The following is a 22,531-nucleotide window of genomic DNA, read 5'->3' as shown; positions in this document are numbered from 1 at the left end:
GCCGGATAGGCGGCGCGCGGGCGGGGGTCACGACCGTCCCGGCCGCCGGCGGCACTGCCCTGACCAGCACTGTCCTGACCAGCACTGCCCTGCCCGGCGTTGTTTTGGCCCGCGCTGTCCTGGCCCGCGTTGTTTTGGCCGGCGTTGTCCTGGCCCACACTCACCACGCGGCCTCGTAAATGGCGCGGGCGTCGGCCTCGCTGACCTCGCGCGGGTTGTTGACCAGCAGACGGGTCTGCAACATGGCGTCCGCCGCCAAAAGGGGCACGGCGTCTTGCGCCACGCCGACATCGCGCAGACGGCTTTCAATACCAAGGGCGGCGGGCAAACCGGCCAGCCAGTCGACCAGGGCCCCGGCGCGCGCGGCCGTGCTGTCCCCGCTCAGTCCGGCGGCGACGGCCAGCTCGCCGTAGGAAGACCGCGCCGCCGGCATGTTGAAACGCAGCACATGCGGCAGGACCAGGCTGTTCGACAGGCCGTGACAGACATGGAAATGCCCGCCGAGCGGATAGGCCAACGCATGCACCGCCGCCACCGGCGCATTGGCAAAGGCCTGCCCCGCCATCATGGCGCCGAGCAGCATGTCGCGCCGGGCGGACAGGTCGCCGCCCTTGTCGCAGGCCGTGCCGATGGCACCGGCCAGCAGGCCGAGCGCCCGCACGGCCAGCGCGTCCGAGACCGGATTTTTCAGCCGGGCGCTGGTGTAGGCCTCGATCGCGTGGACCATGGCGTCAATCCCGGTGGCCGCCGTCTGCGCGCGCGGCAGGCCGAGGGTCAGCGCCGCGTCGATCACCGCCAGATCGGCGTAGAGCACCGGGGCGACCACGCCCATTTTCGTCGTCTTACCGGTGGTGACGATGGCAATCGGCGTGACCTCGGACCCGGTGCCGGCCGTGGTCGGCACCTGCACCAGCGGCAGGCGCGGGCCCACCGCGTTGCCGACGCCGTACATGGCGGACAAGGGCTGGTCCCCGGCGATCAGGCAGGCGGTCAGCTTGGCCACATCCATGGAACTGCCGCCGCCGAAACCGATGACGATGTCCGCCCCGGCCCGGCGCCCGGCGTCCGTTGCCGCCAGCACCTGCGCCTCGTCCGGGTCGGCGCCGACACCGGTAAAGGGGGTCACAGCGAAACCGCCGGCCGTCAGCGCGTCCGCCACCGGCGCCAGCAGACCGCAGGCCGCGATCCCCGGATCACTGACGATCAGGACGCGGCGCGGCGCCGAGCCGGTCATGGCGCCGTGACAGCCCGTGGACACAAACCGGTCGGCCAGCAGGGCGGCCAGCCGCTGCGCCGCGCCGTCCTCGACCACGATGTCGGGCACTGTTTTGAAAGTGAAATCGGTCATTGTTCCCGTCCGCTGCCTGGGTCCGCTATCTGGGTCAGCACCCTGCCGGGTCAGGCTGTAAAGGCTTCTCCGGCTGTCCTGATTACCCTGGTGTTATCCTTGAGACGCGCCGACACCCGTCCCTTAACAAACGACCGCTCAGGATTTCAACTGGCGGGCCATCGCCTTGGTCAGCTTTTCGGTGTAGGGCGGCACGATGCCGAGCAGGCGGCCGATGCTCATGGACGGCATGTGCATGACCGATTTCCGGTGGGAAAACTCCAGAAACCCGTCATAGCCGTGATAGCGGCCCATGCCGCTGTTGCCGACACCGCCGAAGGGCAGATTTTCCTGCGAGCCGTGCCACAATATGTCGTTGACGGTGACGCCGCCGGAGGTGGTGCGCTCAAGAATGCGGGTTTCCTCGGCCCTGTCGCGGCCGAAATAATAGAGGGCGAGCGGCCGCTCGCGGGCATTGACATAGTCGATGACCTCATCGGTGGCGGCATGGGTGCGCACCGGCAGGATGGGGCCGAAGATTTCCTCCTGCATCACGCGCATGTCGTCGCACGGGTCCAGCACCAGGGCGGGCGGCACCTTGTTGGCCTGGTTCTGGCCGGCGAAATCCTCGCCTTCGGGGCTGATGACGCGCACATCCGCGCCCTTGTCCCGCGCATCATCCAGATAGCCTTCCAGCCGGTCGCGGTGGCGCCGCGATATGATCGAGGTGTACTGGTCATTGCCCAGCATGGTGGGATACATGGCCCGCACCTTGTCCTCGTACAGGGCGGCGAATTCGTCGCGCCGCTCGGCATCGATGGAGACATAATCGGGCGCCAGACAGATCTGGCCGGCATTCATCAGTTTCATGGTGGCGATGCGCTCGGCCGCGTCGGCCAGCTTGGCGCCGCGTCCGATGATGGCCGGGCTTTTGCCGCCAAGCTCCAGCGTCACCGGGGTCAGATGCTCGCTGGCCGCGCGCATGATCAGCTTGCCCACCGCCGGCGCGCCGGTGAACATCAGATGGTCCCAGGGCTGGGCGGCAAAAGCCTGCGAGGTGTCGACCCCGCCGGTGACCACGGCGACCTCGGTGTCGGTGAAGGCGGCGCTGAGCACGTCGGCGAACAGGGCCGAGGTTTTCGGCGTGTGCTCGGACGGCTTGATGCACACCCGGTTGCCGGCCGCCAGCATCTGTGCCAGCGGCACGAAAACCATGGTCAGGGGGAAATTCCACGGCGTGATCAGGCCGCACACGCCCTTGGGCTGGTGCATGACCCGCCCCCGCGCGCCCAGCAGGCCAAGGGGGAACATCAGGCCGCGCTTTTCCGGCTTCATCCACCGCGCCACATGGTCGAGCGCGTCGCCGAGGGCGCCGTTGGACGGCACCACATCGGCGAACAGCGTGGTCTCGGCCGACCGGTTGCCGAAATCCTCCGACACGGCGGCGATAAACTCGTCGCGGTTGGACATCAGCGCCATGCGCGCGCGCGACAGACGATCCCGCCGCACCTCGGCGTCCGGCAGACCGTCGGCCAGATAGCTTTCGCGCTGACGTTTGAGGAGGCCGGCAATCGCCGCGGCGTCAGAGCCGGATGCCTGTGATGTGCCGTCCATGTCCCGTCTCCCCTGTCTGATCGAACTCCCACCTGTCATGAGAGTATCGGCGCCACTCTGGACTGCCAAGTCCAAAAAAGAGGGTGTCGGGGTTTGGCGCTGTTGGGTATTGGCGCTCACGCAGGGGCCGCATGTCACGGCCCGCTCCGCTAGGGCGCCCTGTCCGGTGTTGGATTTGCGCTCACGCAAGGGCCGTTATCACGGCCCGCTCCGCTAGGGCGGCCTGGCCGGCCGGGGCCCGGGTTGAGATATTTCCTGTGTCCGGGGTTTGCGCTCACGGCGGAGGACATGGCCTTAACGGGGAAAGAGGCGTCCCGAGCGTTTGCAATAGGCGTCATAGGCCTCGCCGAAGCGTTCACGCATCATAACCTCTTCATAGGGCACGCGGACGAAATACATGACAGCGAAGGCGAGCGGGCCGGACAGGCCAGCAATCCAGTTGTGGATGAACAGGGGCTGGACGAGAAAAATCAGCCAGATCGCCGCATACATGGGATGGCGGATGCGTTCATAGACCCCGGATGTGACCAGATCATGCTGCGCCCGGAGTTCCGTGGTGACGCTCCAGTTCAGGCCGAGATCGGCATGGCTGCGCCAGAACAGCCAATAGGCCGGCACCAGAATGGCGGCACCGACGATCACCGCCCAATCCGGCAGGCGGTAATTGGCAAAGGCAAAAAAACCGGTGGCAAGATGAATGAGCGGCACGAACGTCCCGCCGATCGCCACCAGTGCCAGCAGAACCCGTTCGAGCGAAACGGCGTGCTTGTCGGTGATCGTGTTGGTCTTTGTTTGCCGGGCGTGGGGCATGCGCAAAACCGTCAGCAGAACGATCGAGGCCACCCAGACAAGTGACCCCCAACCGTTCACCGGCAAGCGCCAGACGATGACGCCCAGCACACCCAACAAAATAGCGGTGGCGAAAAGCCGGATTGCCGTCTTCATGGCAGCGTCTCCCCATGGCCGGCCCGTATGAACAGTGGCGGCGGAAATCAGAATGGTGATCAAAACGCTAATAAGTGTCAATATCATATTGACCGCGAAGCTGACCCTGCCCATCCAAAAATCCCGACCGACGGCATGACGCCAGGCGAGGCCGTGAGGCCGCATGCCCCCTATTCCCCGCCCCTGAAGTCTGTATCGTATCCTTGAGACCGTCGCGGCCATGGTCAAACCGTGTGCCATGGCATATAGCACGGAGTGTCCGGTCGGGAGCCGGACCTGCGGGACAAGACGGATGCCGACACTGACCACAGCGGACGGGACACTCTGGGGATACGGTCGATCGGGCCGGGCCGGCGGCCGGCCGGTTCTGGTGCATCACGGTCTGATCGGGGACGCGGCACTTGATCCGCGCATGACAGCCTTGGGGGAAGACCACGGCCTTGAATGGATTGTCATCGAGCGCCCCGGTTACGGGCAAACACCGCCGATGGCGATGGACCGGATTGCCGACTGGCCCGCCATGATCGCGCCGGTGCTGGAGGCACTCGGCATCACCGGGCGGTTCGATGCGGTCGGCGTGTCGGCCGGGGCACCCTATACCTATGCCCTGAGCGCCGGCATGGCCGACCGGGCCGGCCGTCTTTGCATTCTCTCCGGCGTGCCGTTCATCGGTATGGAAGCCGTGCTTGCCGCCTATCCCGAGGATGGCCAGGCTTCCTATGCGCGCTATGCCACGGCCGGCGAAACCGCGCTGCGGGACGAGTTCCGGATATTCTGTGAGACCATGGCGGCGCGGTTCGCGGACCATGCCGGACTGTCCGCGGCGCTGACGGCCATCCTGGCACAGGATGTGGCCGGCCCGGCGCGGGAAGCCAGGCTGCAGGCGCGCGACTGGGGCTTTCCGCCGGGCGCCGTACGGTGCCCGGTCGATCTGTGGCATGCGCAGGCCGATGATCTTGTGCCCTATGCCGCCGCACGCCTGTCCGCCGACGGCCTGCCGAACGCCGCCTGGCACATACAGGCGGACCCTTCCCACATGGCCAGCGATGCGACACTGCGCGAGATGGCCGAACGACTTGCGCAGCCGGAGGGCTGAAGCCACCGGCGGGGTGGGGTTTGGTTTTTTGCGCGTGGAGATTTTTGCGCTCACGCAGGGGCGGCCTGACCGGCCGAGGCGCAGTCGCGCCCTAGGGTGTCCGGTTTGAGATAGTCTTCCTGTGTCCGTTGTTTGCGCTCACGCAAGGGCCGTTATCACGGCCCGCTCCGCTAGGGCGGCCTGGCCGGCCGGGGCGCCGTCGCGCCCTGGGGAGGTCGGGTTTGAAAAATCTCGCTTGGGGATCAGTTTTTGCGCTCACGCAAGGGCCGTTATCACGGCCCGCTCCGCTAGGGCGGCGCGCGTCCTAGGGAGTGCAAGTGCGAGGGGGCGGCCTGCCCTGCGTGAGGGCGGGCCGAGCGCCTGCGGGACCGCCGGGGTCGCCCTAGAAATCGGCGGACAGCGTTATGCCGACCGTTCGCGGCTGGGTGACATTGGCATTCAGGTTCTGAAAGCGGGACGTGAACGCCAGTTCGTCGGTGACGTTCTGGACGAAGATACGGGCCGTTACAGGCCCCAGATCGGCGGTTGCGCCCAGGTCGAGGAGAAAATAGTCGCCGGCCTCGTCTCCGGGGGTGTTTGTCACGGTGCTAAAATATTCGCCCACATAAGAAAGACGGCCGTCGAACCCGATCCGGTCGGTCGGACGCCAGTCGACACCGATGTTCAGGCTGATGTCCGGATCGAGGCCGAATTCATTGCCCTCTTCGACGGTAAAGCCGACAGGGGCCGTTTCCGTCACCTTGGTATCCAGGAGACCGAGACCTGCCGTCAGGGACAGGTCGTCCCGCACCTCCAGCGTGGTTTCAAGCTCAAACCCGTAGGAGCGCGATGCGGGAAGATTGATGGTCTCAAACGAGATGGGGGACGCCGTCACCTGAACATTGAACTGCTGATCCCTGTAATCATTGTAGAATGCCGTCGCCGCGAGTGTGAAACGCCCGTCCGACGAGACAAGGCGGTATGTTCCCTCGACCGTCCAAACGAATTCGGGATCAAAGGCGAAGGATGTCGCAAGGACCGTGTTGGGCGCGCGGGCACCGTCGCTGTATCCGCGCCGCACCGACAGGCCGAGGCTTTGTTCATCATTCAGCCGGTACAATACGCCGACCTGCGGCAGGATGGCGGTGTCATCGAATTCCTCGTCGGCGATCAGGGGCGAGAAGAAGAAAAAGCTTCGAATCTGTTCCGTATGCAGAACCCGGCCGCCCAGGGTCAGCTCCAGCCGGTCGGTGGGATTGATCCGGACGTCGGAATAGAGGGAATAGGTGTCGGTCACCGTATCGGCGGTTAGTGGAAATGCACCGAATGCGACCGAGTCAAGCCGTGTTTCGGTTTGCGCATATGCCAGCCCCGTCAGCCCGTTGATGAAACCGTCCTCAGCGCCCAGCCTGAAAACCGTCTCGGCGGTGAACACCGTATCTTCGGATGGATTGAAAACCACGCTGGAAGACGACCGGTCTTCATTGGTCTGATAATCGTCTTCGCCATAACTCACCAGCAGTTGGAGCGATGCCGTATCGGTAAAATAATAGGTTGCGTCCAAGCCGTAAAACCGGGAGTCGAAGTCAACGATCCGCACATCCCCCACCAGACCGTAGAACCGGTCGTCAAAGTCGGCGCCGGCGTCGGGCCCGGCGATCAGGCCGGGATTGAGGTTCGTGATGCCCTCAACATAGGAGGCGGTCAAATTGACCTCAAGATCCGGGACCGCCTTCGGCGTTATGAGCAGCTTGCCGTTGATCGCCGTTGTTTCGATCTTGCGCACATCTTCGACATCGGCCGTGCCCGTATATGTGCCGGGCAGAAAATCCTCATAGACATCGTTGTCGATCTGGTGCTGCACACCGATGCGGGCGGCGACCTGATTGGATACCAGCGGCGCGGATACGGCACCGCCGAGGCGATACCCGAACTCGGTGAATTCGTTGTAGGTTCCCTCGACGACCGCGCGGCCCTCGGCCTCAAAGGAGGGGTCCTGCGTATGGATGATGAAAGCGCCGGAAATGGCGTTTCGTCCGCGCAGGGTCGATTGCGGGCCACGGAACACTTCGACTTGCTCCACATCGAAAAGAGACGTGTAAGCGGTGTTGGGCCAGCTTGCCGCACGGGCGAAATCATCGATGATCAGCAATGTCCGCGGCTGGACGCCGCTCAGGACAGAGTTGCCGAGGCTGGTTCCGACGGGCGTCGACGCCTGGCCGCGGATCGCGGGAAAACCGTTGCCGGCGACATAGGCGACATTGGGCAGCCCGGTGACCGCTTCATAGACGCTGTTCTGCGCCGCCTCCTCGATGGCGTCGGCCCCCAGGATGCTGACGCTGGACAGCGTTTCGTTCAGGGAGCGCCGCTGGCGTTCGCCGTAGACAATGATCAGCTCCGTAACCGGGGGCTGACCGGTGTCGCCGGACACAGGCCGCGACGAGGGGTCGTCCGGCGGTACGGCCCGCCGCGAGATGACATAGGCCCCGTTTCGGGACCGACTGGCCGTCAGACCGGTCCCGTCCAGAACACGCGCCAGCGCGTCCTTCAGGGCGTGGTCACCGCTCAAGGGTCCGGAACGTTTCCCCCGTACAAGCGCCTCATCCGCGAAAATGCTGACCTGATAGATGTCGGACAGAAGGATGAGTGCATCGCCGAGCGGCTGCGGCGCCATACGGACGCTTCTGACAGTTCCGATGACGGCGTCTTCCTGCGTATGAGCGCCCGGCGACGCGCCGGTGATTGCGATTGCGGTCACGACGCCGATCAGCGCCGTCCTGCCCCATGTGTGTCGAGTGGAAGTCTTCACGCTTTCTGCCCTTCAAGCATTCAGAATGCGACTGCGCATCAATCGCACTTTCATCCCAATGATTAATGAGGGGCCGAAAATGACACCTTGACCGGTGAAAAAATTCCGAAAGATCAAATCGTCGAAAATCCGGCGTCTTATGCGCCGTGCCGCCGCCGCAGAACGATCCTGTCCGGGTCGGACCGGTCGATGACGATGGGGTGAATATCGGCGATGGACATGAGCAGATGGTCGATATCACTGCCGACAAACGCCCCCCTGACCTCGAAATCGGCGATACCGGGCGCGTCGGGATCGATCTCTATCGGTATCGTCGAATAGCGGTTCGCATCGCCGACCAGTTCCGCAATGGACGCACCGCTATATACCAGCCGGCCGGCGCGCCATGCCGCCACATTGGCCGGGTCAACACCGGAGACGGCGCCCAGGCCCGCGTCACTGGTCGCGGACACCTTCTGGCCGGCGTTGAGACTGCGCCTGGTCACCAGGGATGTCGCCCGACCGTTCAGGATGAGCGGGAAACTGACCTCGACCGCGCCCTCGGCGACCGCGACCCGGAACACGCCGGCGCTGCTGCGCACATCGAATTCCGTACCCAGCGCCGTTGCCGTCAGGGCGCCCGCCTCCACCGAGAAGGGCCGCGCCCTGTCCGGCGCCACATCGAAAAAAGCGGCGCCACCTGTCAGCCGGACATGCCTTTTATCGAGGAAATACGCCGCCACGATGGTCGTCGATGCGCTGAGCGTCACCTGCGTGCCGTCGGCAAGGGTGACACGCTTTGTCTCACCGGTGCCGCTGGCGTGGGTTGCGCTCACGAGAGCCGAGACGGGCATGCTCTCGGGCAGCCCGCTGACGATCGGAAGTATCACGGCGACCGCTGCCACGACCGCCAGGACCCCCGCGAAGGCGGCGCGCGCCCTGGCCGCCTCCGACAGGCCACGGGCCCGGTCGGAGGCGGCCGTGAACCGTTCACGCCATGACGGACGACGCAGATCATCATCGAAATCGTCTTTCGACAGCCGGCCGAACGCCTCGCGGAACGTAATCGCCCGATCATAGATGTCCCGATGGCGGGGGTCGGCGTCCAGCCAATCCTGAAAGCGCCGGCGGTCCTCGTCCGTTGCACGCGGATCTTCCAGACGCAGCATCCAGTCGTGGGATGCCTGTAACAGTTTCTCCGTTTCCGGTTTCAATCTGGTGTCCATGGCGTTCAATCCCCGGAAGCGTCCAGGAAGAGCGCATTGATCTGCATTTGCGCCCGGCTGATGTGCTTTGTGACCGCGGTACGGCTGATCCCGAGCCGGCGGGCCACTTCCACGAGGGGCAGCCCTTCGACTCGGTAGAGCATCAGGGCCCGGCGCCGTTTCTCAGGCATGCTCCGAAGCAGGTCATTGATCGCGCGCAGTTGCTCTTTCGCTATAATGATTGTTTCAGGCGTCGAAATGTCACCCTTCAGCGGGAAAAAAAGCTGTTCGACCTCAAAATCGAGTTTGGATCGGATGTCGTCTTTTCTCTTGGCGACAAGAACAATGTTGCGCGCCGTACGCCACAAGAAAGCTTTCAGATTTCGGATCGAGGCGGTGTCGCCGCGCTCATAGACCTTATGGAACGCGTCCTGGGCGACATCGTCCGGGTCCGGCGGGCCGTCGCCGAACAGCCGGCGAATTCCGGCTGACAGCTCCGCGCGGTACTCATGATAGAGCACGGCCAGCGGGTCTTCGGCGGCGGCATCGTGCGTGCCGCCGGGGCAGTCCTCGTCCCGCTTTGCAAATGATGACACAGCGTCCGCCTTGCCCATATGGTCAATCATGGCCGGGTGCCGGCAGGGTTTTTGCGCTCACGCCAGGATCGCAATCGCGATCCGCTCCGCGGGGGCGCCCTGACCGGGCGGGGCGCGGTCGCGCCCTGGGGGAGCAAAATTGGGGAAAATGACGCCTGGGGCTGTTATGTGCGCTCACGCCAGGATCGCAATCGCGATCCGCTCCGCGGGGGCGCCCTGACCGGGCGGGGCGCGGTCGCGCTTCCGGCACCGGTTCGAACTGCGTTCGTGCCGGTGCGGTATTTCCTATCAAAAAAGCGAACGTCATCGTCTTCATGCGTCGTCTTTACCTGATCCGGAAAGGCTGTATCCGCACTTTATCCATCGGCCTTTACTCATCCGCGACGCGCTGTCGCGTGTCAATCCAGCTGTTATGGGCGCCGGAGTGACGATTTCCCGGATCGGGAGCCTCGGTCCCGGCACGATTCCTTGTTGACAATGATTATCATTAACAGATAAACACGCACATCTTTAATCAGGAAGCTTATAGAAATGCGTAGTTGTTTGATCGGTTTGCTCATCGGTTCCACCGCACTGACCGGCACGCTGTCCGCGCAGGATGCCGATACGGAGGAAAGGGACGACGATATCGATGAGATCGTCGTCGTCGGTACACCGCAGTCCCGCTACATCGTCAGTGAGGGCGATCCGGTCACCGGTCTTGATCTCGATTTCCTTGAAAATCCGCGCAATGTCACGATCCTGCCCGAACAGTTGATCCTGGACAGAAAGATCACCGACCTGCAGGAGGCCCTGAGGAATGTGCCGGGTATCGCGGACGGCGATGGCTTCGGCGGGACAAATGATGATTTCTTCCTGCGCGGCTTTCGCCGCAATGCGGTCTACCGCAACGGTTTCCGGCGGCAAACCAATTTCCGGACCAATCTGATCAACATCGAATATACGCAGGTCATCCGTGGACCGGCATCCATCCGTTACGGGCGGGTGGAGCCCGGCGGTATTGTCGACATCGTCACGAAGCGGCCGCTGGAGGAACAGCGGATTTCCGGTGAACTGCGGTACGGCAGTTTTGAAGACACCCTGGCCTTGCTGGATTACTCGCAACCGGTCAACGACGACATCAGCCTGCGCGTTGTGGCCTCCACCCAGGATGCCGAGAGCTTCCGCGATTTTACTGAAATTGTTCGGGACGCGGTGGCGGTTTCCGCGCGGTTTCAGGTGACGGACCGCACGCAACTGGAACTTGCCTACGAATTCCGCAACGAATCCAGACCGTTGGACCGCGGTACCATTGCCGTGCCGACCCCCGACGGCCTGGCGATTGTCAATGAAATCCTGGACATTCCGATCGGCCGGCGCTTCGGCAGTCCGTTCGAGAGTTCCGAAAGCGATTTCAGCTTTTATGAAGCCACGGTGTCGCATGACTTTTCAGAGACGTGGGGCGTGCGGTTTGCCTTCGGCTTTGAAGACAGCAGCGCCGACGATCTTCAGTCACGGCCCCTTCAGGCCTTTGTTTTCGATGCCGATGCCCCGATCACGGCGGACGGTTTCGCGCTGGCCCCGAACCTGTTTGATTTTGCCGGCGTCTTCGATGACCCGACCGATCAGGTGTTTCTGGCAAGGCGTCTCGATGGAAGCCGCAACAGGGATACGGAGGCCCTGTATCTGAACCTGATCGTCACCGGCGAGATCAAAACAGGGTCACTGACCCACCGCATTTCCTTCGGCGCCGACTATCTGGATTCCGAGCAAACCCGTCAGTTCGTGCGCGGCGCGCAGTCGGATGGCGTCACCGTCCCGCTGTTCAACATCCAGAACCCCCTTTACACCCTGCCGGACACCTTCAGCGTGGACGGCGTGAATGTTGACAGTTTCCTGGACGAAGATCTGGGCGTTTTCTTCAACAGCTATACCGAGGTGACCGACAGGCTTGGGGTCCTTGTCGGTTTCCGCTACAGCGAGATCGACGATGACATGATTTTTGCCACGACACAGTCATCGCAGCGATCATCGGGCCTGACACCGCAAGTGGGGGTCAGCTACCGTATCACGGACAATGCCGCGGTCTTCGCGTCCTATTCGGAAAGCTTTGAACCCAACAATGTGGCCGTCGACGACGTGACTGGTGCCGTTGACACGATAGACCCTGAAATCGGGGAGCAAATCGAGTTCGGCGGCAAGGCAGAGTTTTTCGACGGCAGGCTGCAGACCTCCGTCGCCCTGTATCGGATTGAAAAGGTGAATGTGGTCACGGGCTTCGACCCGCTTGGCGCCCCCATTCTGGCCGACGGGCAGAGCTCGCGCGGGGTTGAGGTCTCGATAACCGGTCAGCCGGTACCGGGAATGAATGTCATCGCATCCTATGCCTACACGGATGCGGAACTGGATACCGGAAACCGCCCACAGGGCGTCGCCGATACCACCTTCAATCTGTATACGTCCTATGAGGTGCAGGGCGGCAAGCTGGAAGGGCTGGGATTTGGCGGCGGGGTCTTCCACCAGGGCAACCGCTTCGGCAACAATGCCAATACGTTGGAACTGGGCACCTACACGCTGGTGGATGCATCGGTCTGGTATACCGTTCCCGCCCCGTCATTTGTCCGCAACGGCGGCATCATACGGTTCCAGGTTGCCGCGAAAAACCTGTTCGATGAGGCGTTTTTCCCGGCCATCGGCAACCCGTTGCGCATCGCCCTCGGGACCCCCAGGACGGTCTTCGGATCGATTTCCTTTGACTTCTAGCGCGAGAAACTCAATCTGAAAGTGCGCTATTGTCACCGAAAGCACACCATCGTCAGGCAGGAATCAGGGCGTCAGGCAGGAATCAGGGCGTCAGGCAGGAATCAGGGCGTCAGGCAGGAATCAGGGCCGTTTACCTGCCTGACGATTTCCGATTTATACTTGCATGACCCGGTTGAAGCTGTTTTCACCCAGACCGGTACGGCGATAGGCGACACTTCAGAGAATTGTTGAGGTTTTACCATGCTCGACCAGACGCCGGCCGCTGTCAGGGCCCATTCCATAGGGGTCAAAAAAGCAAATAAGTCTAAAAAGCGAAAACGCTATGAACTGCACGCGTGGCTCGGGTTTCACCTTGCATTGATCATGTCCGTCGTGCTGCTGACCGGGACGATTGCAACGATTTCCAATGAAATCGATTGGTTGATTTACCCGGAAATGCGCGTAAGCCCCGACGGTTCCCGAGTGTCCTGGGGGGACATGGAAAATGCGGTCAAAACCCGTGCGCCCGACGATAGACTGAACGCGATCGTTTCCGGGGCGGGCGATCATTTTGCCTACAGGGCCACCCTCTTCCCCGAGGACGGCGGCTGGTATTTTCTGCACATCAATCAGTGGACCGGTGAGGTCACCGGTCGTACCCACCCCCTGACGGTACAACGCTTTTTCCGCGATCTGCATCGTTACCTGTTCATGCCGTCGGTCTTCGGCCTGCCCATTGTCGCATCCATGGCCTTCGTCCTGCTGCTGTCGCTCTATACCGGGTGGCGCACTGTCGGCCGTCTGACGACCGCCGCCACCAGACTGAGGAGAGATCGCGGCATCCGCGTCTTTATCGGTGATTTGCACAAATCCTCGGGGGTGTGGGCCATCTGGTTCATGATTCTGATGATCGTCACGGGGACCTGGTATCTCGCGGAATTTGTCGCACCCGCTTTTGGTAGTCGGTTTGAACCCGCGCGTCCGGTCCTGTCGGAAACACGGCTGTCCGAACTGGACGGCACGCAGGAGCGGCTGCCGGTCGACACCCTTGTCGCCATTGCCAGAAAACAGATCCCGGACTGGACCCCGACGGACGTATATTATCCGTCCCGTGACAACATGCCCGTCAGCGTCCTGGGCGCCACCGACGATTTCCTTATCCGCCCCAGAGCCAACCGGGTGTTTATCGACCCCTATTCCGGCGAGGTCTTGCTGGCGCAAAAATCGTCGGAAATCGGCTGGGTCGCCTATGTGAACGAGATGGCAGACCCCCTGCATTTCGGTTTTTTCGGCGGGCTGGCGACCAAGCTGATCTGGTTTGTCTTCGGTCTCATGCTGACCGGTCTGTCCGTTACGGGCGTTTGGCTCACCTACAAAAGGCTGCGCACCGTCGCTGTCTCCAAAACCCAGTTCGCCACCATGCCCATTCTTATGCTCGCCATGATTTCATTTTATTTCTACGTGCAGAGGTTTTGATCGCCCCTGAGGATTTGCGCTTACCGAGGGATGTTTTGCGCTCACGGCAGATTGCTGCGCAATCGCCTCCGCGAGGGCGGCCTGACCGGCCGGGGCGCCGTCGCGCCCTGGGGGAGATTGGTTTGAGATATCCTGCCTGTGTCCGGTTTTTGCGCTCACGCTAGGGCCGCGCTGCGGCCCGCTCCGCGAGGGCGGCCTGACCGGCCGGGGCGCCGTCGCGCCCTGGGGGAGATTGGCTTGAGATATCCTACCTGTGTCCGGTTTTGCGCTCACGCTAGGGCCGCGCTGCGGCCCGCTCCGCGAGGGCGGCCTGACCGGCCGGGGCGCCGTCGCGCCCTGGGGGAGATTGGTTTGCGGGGCCCTGCCCATCTTCATTTTTTCAAGCATAACGGGTGTTGCGGGGTGGTCGAGCCCTTAAATCGGACTAAAAAATATCAGTATAGAGGGGCACTTTCGCGCGCTCAGCAGTCATTAGTATAGGAACGGTAAACTGAAATACGGCCGTCCCCTACCCCGGCAAGCACCGCATGACAGCGGCCACGCCGTGCAAGGGGAGAGTTACAAGAGCCGTTCACCGGACCTGACCGGCAAGCGGGATCCTCCGGGCACGTCCCGGCGGAGGAGGAGGAAACGTCTGGGGTTTTGGGCAGGAGATCAGCGTATAGAATCTACTGTGGGAGTATCAATGTTGGCATTATCATTACTGGACCGCGCCGGCGCCGCGGGCGCCAAGATCACGCCGCAGCGCAAAGTCATCTGCCGCGCACTTGAGTGTTCCGGAGATCATCCGGATGTGGATCAGCTTCTTGCGCGTGCGCGCGAGTCCGATCCCGGCCTTTCCCTGGCGTCGGTGTACCGCACATTGCGGGCGCTCGAAGACCTGGACCTTGTCTGGAAACACGATTTCGGCGACGGCCGGGCACGCTATGAGGTCAGACATGACGATCATCATGACCATCTGATCGATACGATCAGCGGCCAGATCGTGGAGTTTCACGACCCGGAGCTCGAAGCCCTGAAAAAACGAATCGCCGCCCGCCTCGGCTACCGGTTGGAGGGACACAGCCTCGCGCTCTTTGGACGCCCGGCCGACGGAGAGTCGCAAACGCCCTGACCGGGCGTATCATACCCGCCGCGCGCGGCCGGCAGTCATACGTGCGGGATGCAAATGATCGCGGGCGCGAAACAGTCATTTGTATCCCGGAACGAAATGACGGCGTTGGGGTCTGAGGCCGATGGTCGCAGCCTGAAACACACCCTACCCTTCGCTGCAATCCCGGCCGACTGTTCGCCCTGAGCGTTTTCGATGCTCACAGGCGCAGACAAAATATCCTCATTTATTGATTTCAAACGCTTTCCGGGCTTTGAGCCGCTGACACTTCGCCTGAAAGCATAGGGTTTTTGCAGACGCGCTTTCCGAGCGGCGAACCGCTGACACTTCGCCTGAAAGCGTAGGGATTTTTGCAGACGCGCTTTCCGGGCGGCGAACCGCTGACACTTCGCCTGAAAGCGCTCTTGAATCTAAGCGCTTTCCGGGCGGCGAACCGCTGACACTTCGCCTGAAAGCGCTTTGGAAAATACCAGGACCAGGCCAATGGCGAAAAACCACAGGATGAAGCCAAGGCCAAAAATCATGGTGGCGCCCGACAGGAGCGGGATGGTCGATACGATGCCCGCGCCGCCGACCAGCGCCCCGGCCACATTCACGGGGGCGGGAATTGATTTCGTCTGAAACCCGACCACGCTTAACAGGAAGATCCACAGGCCGCCGGTGATCTCATTGCCGCCGCCAAGCGCCGCGCCGACAACGGTCGTCGACCGCCACAGAGTCGCGGCCGCCTCCATGTCCTGGCCGGACAGTCTGACGATCTGGCTCAGGCTGATGTTTTCCAGCATGCCGGCGGCAAGGATAAGACCGGCCCAGATGATGCCGAAGGCCGACGCGGCCTGGGCCAGCGCCTCGTTGCCGGCCTTCACCCGCTGGTGGAGACCGACGACAATAAACACCATCAGGGCGGCATTGAGGACATAGATCACCAGATTCCAGGCGTTCATCAGGCCCTGATTGTCGACAAGAAACCGGACATGTTGCGTGACCGGAACCTCGGGGCTGCCGTATTGCGCCGGGCCGAGGACGGCGAAATAGACCCAAAAGCCGATGATATAGGTCACGCCGGCGGCTATGGCCGATATGCCGCTTATCCGTTGAAACACCATATTTTTACATCCTTTCAATGACGCCGCTCAAGGCGACCGACCGATCACCACCCTAGCCGAGGACCGATCCCCGTGTGTGTCCGCCGACAGGGGCGGACAGTTTGTTTTTGCGAAACACTCATTTGGGCGAAACACTCATTTGGGCGAAACACTCATGGGGGGGGGAGGCGAAGCGCGTTCGGACGGCGTAGACCAAAGTCCACAAAACAACGGCCAGGACGGGGACCGACAGGAGCGGCGGGGTCCGCAGCGCCGCCGGCAGAACATGGTTGTTGCCGAAGAAGAAGATGCCGGTCGCCAAAAAGAAGGAAAATCCCATCCGCCACAGGTGCCGGGTTATCCGCCGCTGTTGCGATGGCCGATTTGCAAAGGCAAACAACACGTCCAACACACAGACAACGCCACCGACCCCGGCCACCAGATAAAAGGCCCCAGGCGGCAGGCCGTTGAGCATCCCGGTGGGCGCGGCCGCCGCGAGCATGCCGCCATACACGGCGCCAAGTGCGATCCCCCCTGACAAAACCGGGGCGGTCCGCGTCAGGACACCGCCAAGCCGCCTGCCGAGACAGGCGGCGGCCCACCCTGTGGCGACCGCGTGAAAGGCGATCGCCGACAGGAACACGGTGAAAAGGACCCCGCGCGCGATACTGAGCCAGAGACCGCTCGCCGTCAGCAGCAGCATGCCGATGACGAAGACCTTGCCGGCGATGCGGTGAGCTCTCCTTCCCTTGGCCGCCGCGAACGCGGTGTATCCCGAGACGACGGCAAGGCAGCCGATCCAGAAATGGGCGTCGCCAAGACTTGCGGGTTCACCCATGGCCGGCCCCGATCCCCGAGCCTGTCGGCTGTCGCCACACCACGAAGACTGAATTTTTGGGGAACCCTGCATACGCATTCATCACGGTGACCTCCGTCTTTTGCCAAGGGGGCGGCCTGTGACGCGGCCACCTGATATGTCATGGTATTGCGAGGATGAGCCGGCGCTGTCGTCCCTGCGGGACGGCGCGGACAGACTGCGATCGTTTTTCAGGGCGATGCATTGATCGCCTGAGGGCGCAAACCTATAGTCGCGCGGATGCAGAGCGATGGAATGATAACGCTTTCGGCCATGACGGCCGGGATTGCGGCGGCGGGCGCCGTGGCGTCCCTGCGCGGCGCGGGAGACCGGCGTGCCCGGCTCTATCTCATGGCGTCGTTCGGCCTGCTTTCAGCGATCGTCAGCGTACCGCTCGTGATCGCCTTCGCGCGGCCGCTCTATGTTTTCCATATGCCGGCGGTGCTGCCGGTACTGCTTGCCTTATCCGTCACGGTCCACCGGTACGCAAACGCGCGGACGGGGATCGCTGAACCCCCTCTTGCCCGGTGGCGTGACGGGGTGTTGCCGGGCGCCGGCCTCATCGTCACCCTTGGGTATTGGAGTTTGCCGGCAGGCGCGAAAGATACGCTGTTTGTGGAGGGCGCTCTGCCGCCGGGTTTTTTGCCGTCCGCCCTCGTCCTGATGACGATCGGCCTGATCCTGATCTGGTGTCTTGCATCCCTGGGCTATCTGATCGCGACGGTCCGTGCGCTGGGCGCGTACCGCAGGCGTCTGAAAGCGCTTTATTCCAATACCGAGCAATATGAGCTGCGCTGGATCGACGGGTTCCTGGCCCTGCTGGTCACACTGTGGGTCGCCGCCGCCCTGTCGCTGATCAGCGACAATTTCAGCCCCCGCCTGCTTTTCCCCGGTGAACTTGTCTTACTGCTCGCGGCGTCGGTTCTGCTGTTCCTCATCGCCTTCGCACTCACACCCGAACCGGCGGAAGAAACCGACCCGCCTGTGGACGGTCGCGGCTCCGAAATCCCGCCCAAGGATAAATATACACGCTCCGCCCTGACGCCGGACCGGGCCGAGCGGATCGCGGACCGGATTGAGACCGCCATGCGCCGGGACGCACTGTATCTTGACGCCAATCTCTCCCTGCAAAAACTGTCCCGTCATGTGCAGACGCCGCAAAATCTGGTGTCGCAGTCCCTTAACGAATGCCTCGGCAAAACCTTTTACGACTATGTCGCCCGGTGGCGGATCGAGGCGGCAAAGCCTTTGATCGAAGCGGGCGAGGCGTCGATCCTGACCATCGCCCTGGAGGTCGGTTTCAATTCCCGCTCCACCTTCTACAAGGCCTTCAAACGCGAAACCGGTCTGACGCCAAAGGCCTTTCAGGAACGCTGCCGGGACATCGATCAATAAATATTCAAAGACACCCCGCATACTCACGGGAAAGCAAAATATGTATGATGCATACATATTTTGGCGATTTGGCGCTCATACTGGGGCCGCATGCGCGGCCCGCTCCGCGAGGGCGGCCTGACCGGTGTTGGTTTTGCGCTCACGCTGGGGCCGCATGCGCGGCCCGCTCCGCGAGGGCGGCCTGACCGGTGTTGATTTTGCGCTCACGCTGGGGCCGCATGCGCGGCCCGCTCCGCGAGGGCGGCCTGACCGGCCGGGGCGCAGTCGCGGCCTGGGGCGCAGGATTTGAGATATCTGTGTTCGTGTCCGCCATTGGCCCAAGGCCGTCGCCGGATGAGGCAGGCCGGATCAGGGATACAGCATGCTGGTTTGCCACAAGGGGCCGTCTTCCCCCTGCGCGCGGTCATAGATATGGCGATCATGGAGACGGAATTTGCGATCCTGCCAGAATTCGAACCGGTCGGGAGACAGGCGAAAGCCGGACCAGTGCGGCGGGCGCGGCACCGTGCCGACGGCATATTGGGCGGTGAATTTGGCAATCGCCGCCTCGAACGCCAGGCGGCCTTCCAGCGGGCGGGACTGTTTCGATGCCCAGGCGCCGATACGGCTCGGCCGGGGGCGACTGGCAAAATAGGCATCGGCCTCGTCGTCGGTGACCGGTGTGACCGCGCCTTCAATCCGGACCTGCCGCCGCAGGCTTTTCCAATGGAACAAAAGGGCGGCATGCGGATTGCCCGTCAACTCCCGGCCCTTGCGGCTTTCAAAATTGGTGTAGAAGACGAAACCGCCCTCGTCCCAGCCTTTCAGCAGCACCATGCGCAGGCTGGGCCGACCGTCGGCGGCGACAGTGGCCAGCGCCATGGCATTGGGATCGTTCGGTTCGCTGTCGCCGGCTTCAGCGAACCAGCCGGCAAAGGTGTCGAACGGCCTGGAGAAAGGGGCGGTGCCGCCCGCCCCCTCGTCCGCCGCGCCGTCTTCTGCCTTAAGGGCCCTATCCTGATCGCTTTTGTCCGTCACGGGCTCCTCCGTCTTGTCCGGCGGGTTCCGGTCCATCCGGCCCCCGATGTGCAGGCATACGGCTTTGACGGCAAAAGGGCAATGGAGGGCAAAAGGCACGCCCGGAACAAACGGCTTGCGCGCGCGCCTTTTGCCGGTGTGCCCGGTGGTGCATCCAATGCATGTTTATGACACCATGAAAAGCACGCATGACGAATATGAAAAAACCTGAATACATTTTCAACCGAAGCGGTTAATGAAATATTTTTTTAATGAAAAATTCAATTTTGAAACATAATTCAGTTTTTATTTTTAAAAAATTCAAATTTTTTACTCTAAAAATTGCATAATAAAACTTATATTTGATTTTATTATTGTTTATTAATTTCATGTTTATTTATTTTGTATTGCGATATTCGCAAAACCGACACTGAAACTTCAAATAAACGTCAAATATCCTGCCTATGGCTCTGAGCTGGATGGCGGCATCTCAACAGCCGGGCATCCGGGCTTTCGCGACTTGCGGGCTCTTCGGGGGTATCGGGCACACGAAGACTTTTCGGGCATTCGGGGTCTTTCGGGTTTCAGGCATAAGGAACACTTCAATGAAAAATCTGCACTTGATGGCGACGCGCGGGGGCGCGGCCGTCTCTTTTACGGCTGACGAATCTGTTTCAAACACGCGCTCAGAAGCGGGCACAACAGGAAGCGGACCGAGAGCCCGCAGGCTGGCATGGCGCGCGGGCTGCGCCGCGACGGCACTGACGGCTGTGGCGGCCGCAGCGGCTTTCGCGCCGGCGGCAAGCGCCCAGTCGGCTGCCGGCAGCGACGACGGCGACGACATCAAGGAAGTGCCGGTTGAAGAGATCGTCGTCTTTGGTGAAGCCCTGTCCCTGCAACGGTCCATCGATGCCAAGCGCAATGCCACCAATATCATCGACGCCACGGTGCAGGATGACATCGGCCGTCTGCCGGACCTGAACACGGCCGCGGTCATCCGCCGCATCACCGGCGTCGCGGTGCAGAACGACCAGGCGGAAGCACGGTTTCCGATCATTCGCGGGCTGAACCCCACATTCAACCGGACCACGATCGACGGTGGCATCGTCGCCTCGCCGGAGCGCGGGGCGTCGGGCCGGGCCGTGCCGCTGGATGTGATCCCGGCATCGCTGCTGTCGCGGCTGGAGGTGATCAAGTCGGCAACACCGGAGCTGGACGCCAACGCCATCGGCGGCACCATCAATGTGGTGACCCGCAGCGCCTTCGAGGAAAAATCACCCTTCTTCTACGGGTCCGGTTTTATCGGCTTTCATGAGCAGTCCGGCGACGGCGGCACCCTGAGGGACGGCGAAAGCGTCCAGCCGTGGCGCGCCAATTTCGCCGCCGGCACACGCTTCGGCCGGGAAGACCAGTTCGGCATCGTCATCGGCTTCGACTATTCCATACGCAATTTCGAAATTCCGCAGATCGAGGTGGATGACGCCGACTATACCGAGTTCGATGCCGAGGGAAACAATGTGGGCCTGGGCAATGGCAACGGCATCATCGTGCCGACCAACAACCGCCTGTTCTTCTACAATAATGTGCGTGAACGCATCGGCGGCACCGGCAAGCTGGAGTGGCGGCCGAGCGACCGGTTCGACATGACACTGTCGGGCCTTTATACCCAGTTCAACGATGACGAACGGCGCGATGAAATCCGCTATGAGCTGGGCACGAACGGCAGTTCCGCCCAGCCCGATACCATCACCGGACAGACCCCCACATCCGGCGTGACCGAAGACGGCCAGGGCATTGTCGGCCTGGGCCGTTTCGTCCTGGACCGCAGCATCTACAATATCCAGGGCGAAGCCACATGGCGGGCCAGCGACATCGCCACCTTTGATATACGCCTGACCTATGCGGGAGCTGAGCTGGACAATCCGGAATCGACGGAGAGCTTCACCACCGAGCCCACATTCGGCGCGCGCTACGACACCAGCGGTTTCTTCCCGCGCTATTCCCCGCTGGATCCGGAGGGCTTTTTCGACACGGCAAACTACAGCCACGCCAACCGGGGCGAACTGGACCGTTTTGTCGACGATGAATTGTTCGAGGCGGCGATCAACGGCGACTTCGCCCTCGGCGATATCGGCCTGAAAGTGGGCGGCGTCTACCGCGACCGCAGCAAGAATGAAGGCTTTACCTTCAACCGTTTCGTCTCGGACACGCCCTATACGCTGGCGGACGTGACGGACACGGCGCTGGCGGATCTGGAATTCCAGGGCAACAATATCTTCCCCTTCCGGGTGGATTCAGACGGTGCCAACGCCTTTTTCGCCGGCAATCCCTTTACGCAGACCTTCACCACCGGCACGGAATCGGATGCCAGCGAGGAGGTCTATGCCGGGTATCTTCAGGGCACATATGATTTCGGCAGCGGTTCGATCACCGGCGGCGTGCGCATAGAACATACCGAATGGGAGGGCGGCCCGGTGGGCGGCCAGCAGGTGTCCGGCAGTTACACCAATATCCTGCCGAGCGCGGTCGCCCGTTTTAACGTACGGGACGATCTGGTCATCCGTGTCGCCGGTTCGCAGACCATCGGGCGGCCGGATATCAGTGACCTGACACGCGGCTTCACCGCCGGCACGGACGGACCGGACCTGACGCTGTCGCGCGCGAACCCCGAGCTGGACCCGCGCAAGTCGTTCAATCTCGACGCATCGGTCGAATGGTATATTCCGGACGGCATTCTGGCGTTCGGCGTCTTTTACAAGGATATCGAGGACGAAATCTTCGTGGTGACGACCACGGACGCCAATGTCGTCATCGACGGGGTGACGTTCGACCGGGTGACCCAGCCGGAAAATGCCTCAAGCGCGGAAGTGTTCGGTCTGGAAGCCCAGTATCAGCAGGTGCTGTCCTTCCTGCCCGCGCCGTGGGACGGGTTCGGCATCGGTGCCAACATCACCTGGCTGGATACGGAGTTCGACGTGCCGCTCAGCGACGGCACGACCCGCACCACCACCCTGTTCCAACAGCCGGACCTGACCTATAACCTGACCCTGTTTTACGCGACCGACCATTTCGAGATCCGTGGCTCCTACAATTATACGGATACGTTTCTGGACACGCTGAACGCGGACAATCCGGACCGGGACGAGTTCTGGGACGAACGCGGCCAGCTGGACCTGCAGGCCCGGGTGAATGTGAACAAAAATGTGGCCCTGGTGGCGCAGGCCGTCAATGTCACCGACGAAGGCCGAACCGAGCTGACCGGGCCCGGTGCCGCTTTCCTACAGGAAGATGCGCGGTTCGGGCGCACCTACTGGATCGGCATCAACGCCACATTCTAAGGG

Annotated in this window: 15 protein-coding genes; 6 read left to right on the top strand and 9 right to left on the bottom strand. The window is 62.2% G+C overall.

Annotation, left to right across the window (positions count from 1 at the left end):
- Positions 1-160 precede the first annotated feature (160 nt).
- The 3 genes from BXY39_RS05140 to BXY39_RS05130 form a co-directional block, all read right to left on the bottom strand.
- Positions 161-1,348, bottom strand: coding sequence for an iron-containing alcohol dehydrogenase (locus tag BXY39_RS05140; RefSeq protein WP_121937792.1), 1,188 nt, complete (start codon positions 1,346-1,348; stop codon positions 161-163).
- Positions 1,349-1,486: 138 nt separating this feature from the next.
- On the bottom strand, positions 1,487-2,941 hold the full coding sequence (locus BXY39_RS05135; protein WP_121937791.1) for a coniferyl aldehyde dehydrogenase: 1,455 nt from the start codon (positions 2,939-2,941) through the stop codon (positions 1,487-1,489).
- A gap of 294 nt (positions 2,942-3,235) precedes the next feature.
- On the bottom strand, positions 3,236-3,886 hold the full coding sequence (locus BXY39_RS05130; RefSeq protein WP_121938358.1) for a protein-S-isoprenylcysteine O-methyltransferase: 651 nt from the start codon (positions 3,884-3,886) through the stop codon (positions 3,236-3,238).
- A gap of 292 nt (positions 3,887-4,178) precedes the next feature.
- Between BXY39_RS05130 and BXY39_RS05125 the strand changes: the two genes are divergently transcribed.
- Positions 4,179-4,982: an alpha/beta fold hydrolase gene (locus BXY39_RS05125; protein ID WP_121937790.1), complete on the top strand. Its 804-nt coding sequence runs from the start codon at positions 4,179-4,181 to the stop codon at positions 4,980-4,982.
- 382 nt (positions 4,983-5,364) lie between these two features.
- On the opposite strand, the gene BXY39_RS05120 is transcribed toward BXY39_RS05125, so the two are convergent.
- From BXY39_RS05120 to BXY39_RS05110, 3 genes are all read right to left on the bottom strand, one after another.
- Positions 5,365-7,770 (bottom strand): TonB-dependent receptor, encoded by a 2,406-nt coding sequence (locus tag BXY39_RS05120; RefSeq protein WP_147453479.1) that lies wholly within the window; start codon positions 7,768-7,770, stop codon positions 5,365-5,367.
- Positions 7,771-7,907: 137 nt separating this feature from the next.
- Positions 7,908-8,975 carry a FecR family protein gene (locus BXY39_RS05115; protein ID WP_121937788.1) on the bottom strand — a complete coding sequence of 356 codons (1,068 nt, stop codon included), beginning with the start codon at positions 8,973-8,975 and terminating at the stop codon, positions 7,908-7,910.
- Between the two features lie 5 nt (positions 8,976-8,980).
- Positions 8,981-9,568 carry an RNA polymerase sigma factor gene (locus BXY39_RS05110; RefSeq protein ID WP_170163642.1) on the bottom strand — a complete coding sequence of 196 codons (588 nt, stop codon included), beginning with the start codon at positions 9,566-9,568 and terminating at the stop codon, positions 8,981-8,983.
- 513 nt (positions 9,569-10,081) lie between these two features.
- On the opposite strand from BXY39_RS05110, the gene BXY39_RS05105 reads away from it, so the two are divergent.
- The 3 genes from BXY39_RS05105 to BXY39_RS05095 all read left to right on the top strand — a co-directional run bounded on the left by BXY39_RS05105 (position 10,082) and on the right by BXY39_RS05095 (position 14,861).
- Positions 10,082-12,292 (top strand): TonB-dependent siderophore receptor, encoded by a 2,211-nt coding sequence (locus BXY39_RS05105; protein ID WP_121937786.1) that lies wholly within the window; start codon positions 10,082-10,084, stop codon positions 12,290-12,292.
- A 240-nt stretch (positions 12,293-12,532) separates the two neighbouring features.
- The gene (locus tag BXY39_RS05100) at positions 12,533-13,747 is read left to right on the top strand and encodes a PepSY-associated TM helix domain-containing protein (protein ID WP_121937785.1); all 1,215 of its coding nucleotides are present in this window, start codon (positions 12,533-12,535) and stop codon (positions 13,745-13,747) included.
- A 685-nt stretch (positions 13,748-14,432) separates the two neighbouring features.
- Positions 14,433-14,861: a Fur family transcriptional regulator gene (locus BXY39_RS05095; protein WP_211332101.1), complete on the top strand. Its 429-nt coding sequence runs from the start codon at positions 14,433-14,435 to the stop codon at positions 14,859-14,861.
- Between the two features lie 407 nt (positions 14,862-15,268).
- Here BXY39_RS05095 and BXY39_RS05090 read toward each other — a convergent pair whose 3' ends face one another.
- Together BXY39_RS05090 and BXY39_RS05085 are read right to left on the bottom strand one after the other, a co-directional pair.
- On the bottom strand, positions 15,269-15,964 hold the full coding sequence (locus tag BXY39_RS05090) for a DUF4386 family protein (RefSeq protein ID WP_121937784.1): 696 nt from the start codon (positions 15,962-15,964) through the stop codon (positions 15,269-15,271).
- Positions 15,965-16,082: 118 nt separating this feature from the next.
- A complete protein-coding gene (locus BXY39_RS05085; protein ID WP_121937783.1) occupies positions 16,083-16,781 on the bottom strand; it encodes a hypothetical protein in 699 nt (232 codons plus the stop codon).
- Positions 16,782-17,072: 291 nt separating this feature from the next.
- Between BXY39_RS05085 and BXY39_RS05080 the strand changes: the two genes are divergently transcribed.
- Positions 17,073-18,194 carry a helix-turn-helix domain-containing protein gene (locus tag BXY39_RS05080; RefSeq protein ID WP_211332100.1) on the top strand — a complete coding sequence of 374 codons (1,122 nt, stop codon included), beginning with the start codon at positions 17,073-17,075 and terminating at the stop codon, positions 18,192-18,194.
- A gap of 348 nt (positions 18,195-18,542) precedes the next feature.
- On the opposite strand, the gene pdxH is transcribed toward BXY39_RS05080, so the two are convergent.
- Positions 18,543-19,211: a pyridoxamine 5'-phosphate oxidase gene (gene pdxH / locus BXY39_RS05075; protein ID WP_245998971.1), complete on the bottom strand. Its 669-nt coding sequence runs from the start codon at positions 19,209-19,211 to the stop codon at positions 18,543-18,545.
- 584 nt (positions 19,212-19,795) lie between these two features.
- Here pdxH and BXY39_RS05070 point away from each other — a divergent pair.
- Complete coding sequence (locus BXY39_RS05070) at positions 19,796-22,528, top strand: TonB-dependent receptor (RefSeq protein ID WP_170163640.1); 2,733 nt, start codon at positions 19,796-19,798, stop codon at positions 22,526-22,528.
- Positions 22,529-22,531: the final 3 nt, after the last annotated feature.

This window comes from Eilatimonas milleporae, assembly GCF_003688555.1.
Taxonomy (GTDB): Bacteria; Pseudomonadota; Alphaproteobacteria; order Sphingomonadales; family Kordiimonadaceae; genus Eilatimonas; species Eilatimonas milleporae.
This window is presented reverse-complemented; position numbering and strand designations above follow the sequence as displayed.

Coding starts and splice junctions, on each gene's coding strand:
- BXY39_RS05140 (WP_121937792.1), bottom strand. CDS start 1,348: ATGACCGATTTCACTTTCAAAACAGTGCCCGACATCGTGGTCGAGGAC.
- BXY39_RS05135 (WP_121937791.1), bottom strand. CDS start 2,941: ATGGACGGCACATCACAGGCATCCGGCTCTGACGCCGCGGCGATTGCC.
- BXY39_RS05130 (WP_121938358.1), bottom strand. CDS start 3,886: ATGAAGACGGCAATCCGGCTTTTCGCCACCGCTATTTTGTTGGGTGTG.
- BXY39_RS05125 (WP_121937790.1), top strand. CDS start 4,179: ATGCCGACACTGACCACAGCGGACGGGACACTCTGGGGATACGGTCGA.
- BXY39_RS05115 (WP_121937788.1), bottom strand. CDS start 8,975: ATGGACACCAGATTGAAACCGGAAACGGAGAAACTGTTACAGGCATCC.
- BXY39_RS05110 (WP_170163642.1), bottom strand. CDS start 9,568: ATGGGCAAGGCGGACGCTGTGTCATCATTTGCAAAGCGGGACGAGGAC.
- BXY39_RS05105 (WP_121937786.1), top strand. CDS start 10,082: ATGCGTAGTTGTTTGATCGGTTTGCTCATCGGTTCCACCGCACTGACC.
- BXY39_RS05100 (WP_121937785.1), top strand. CDS start 12,533: ATGCTCGACCAGACGCCGGCCGCTGTCAGGGCCCATTCCATAGGGGTC.
- BXY39_RS05095 (WP_211332101.1), top strand. CDS start 14,433: ATGTTGGCATTATCATTACTGGACCGCGCCGGCGCCGCGGGCGCCAAG.
- BXY39_RS05090 (WP_121937784.1), bottom strand. CDS start 15,964: ATGGTGTTTCAACGGATAAGCGGCATATCGGCCATAGCCGCCGGCGTG.
- BXY39_RS05085 (WP_121937783.1), bottom strand. CDS start 16,781: ATGGGTGAACCCGCAAGTCTTGGCGACGCCCATTTCTGGATCGGCTGC.
- BXY39_RS05080 (WP_211332100.1), top strand. CDS start 17,073: ATGACGGCCGGGATTGCGGCGGCGGGCGCCGTGGCGTCCCTGCGCGGC.
- BXY39_RS05070 (WP_170163640.1), top strand. CDS start 19,796: ATGAAAAATCTGCACTTGATGGCGACGCGCGGGGGCGCGGCCGTCTCT.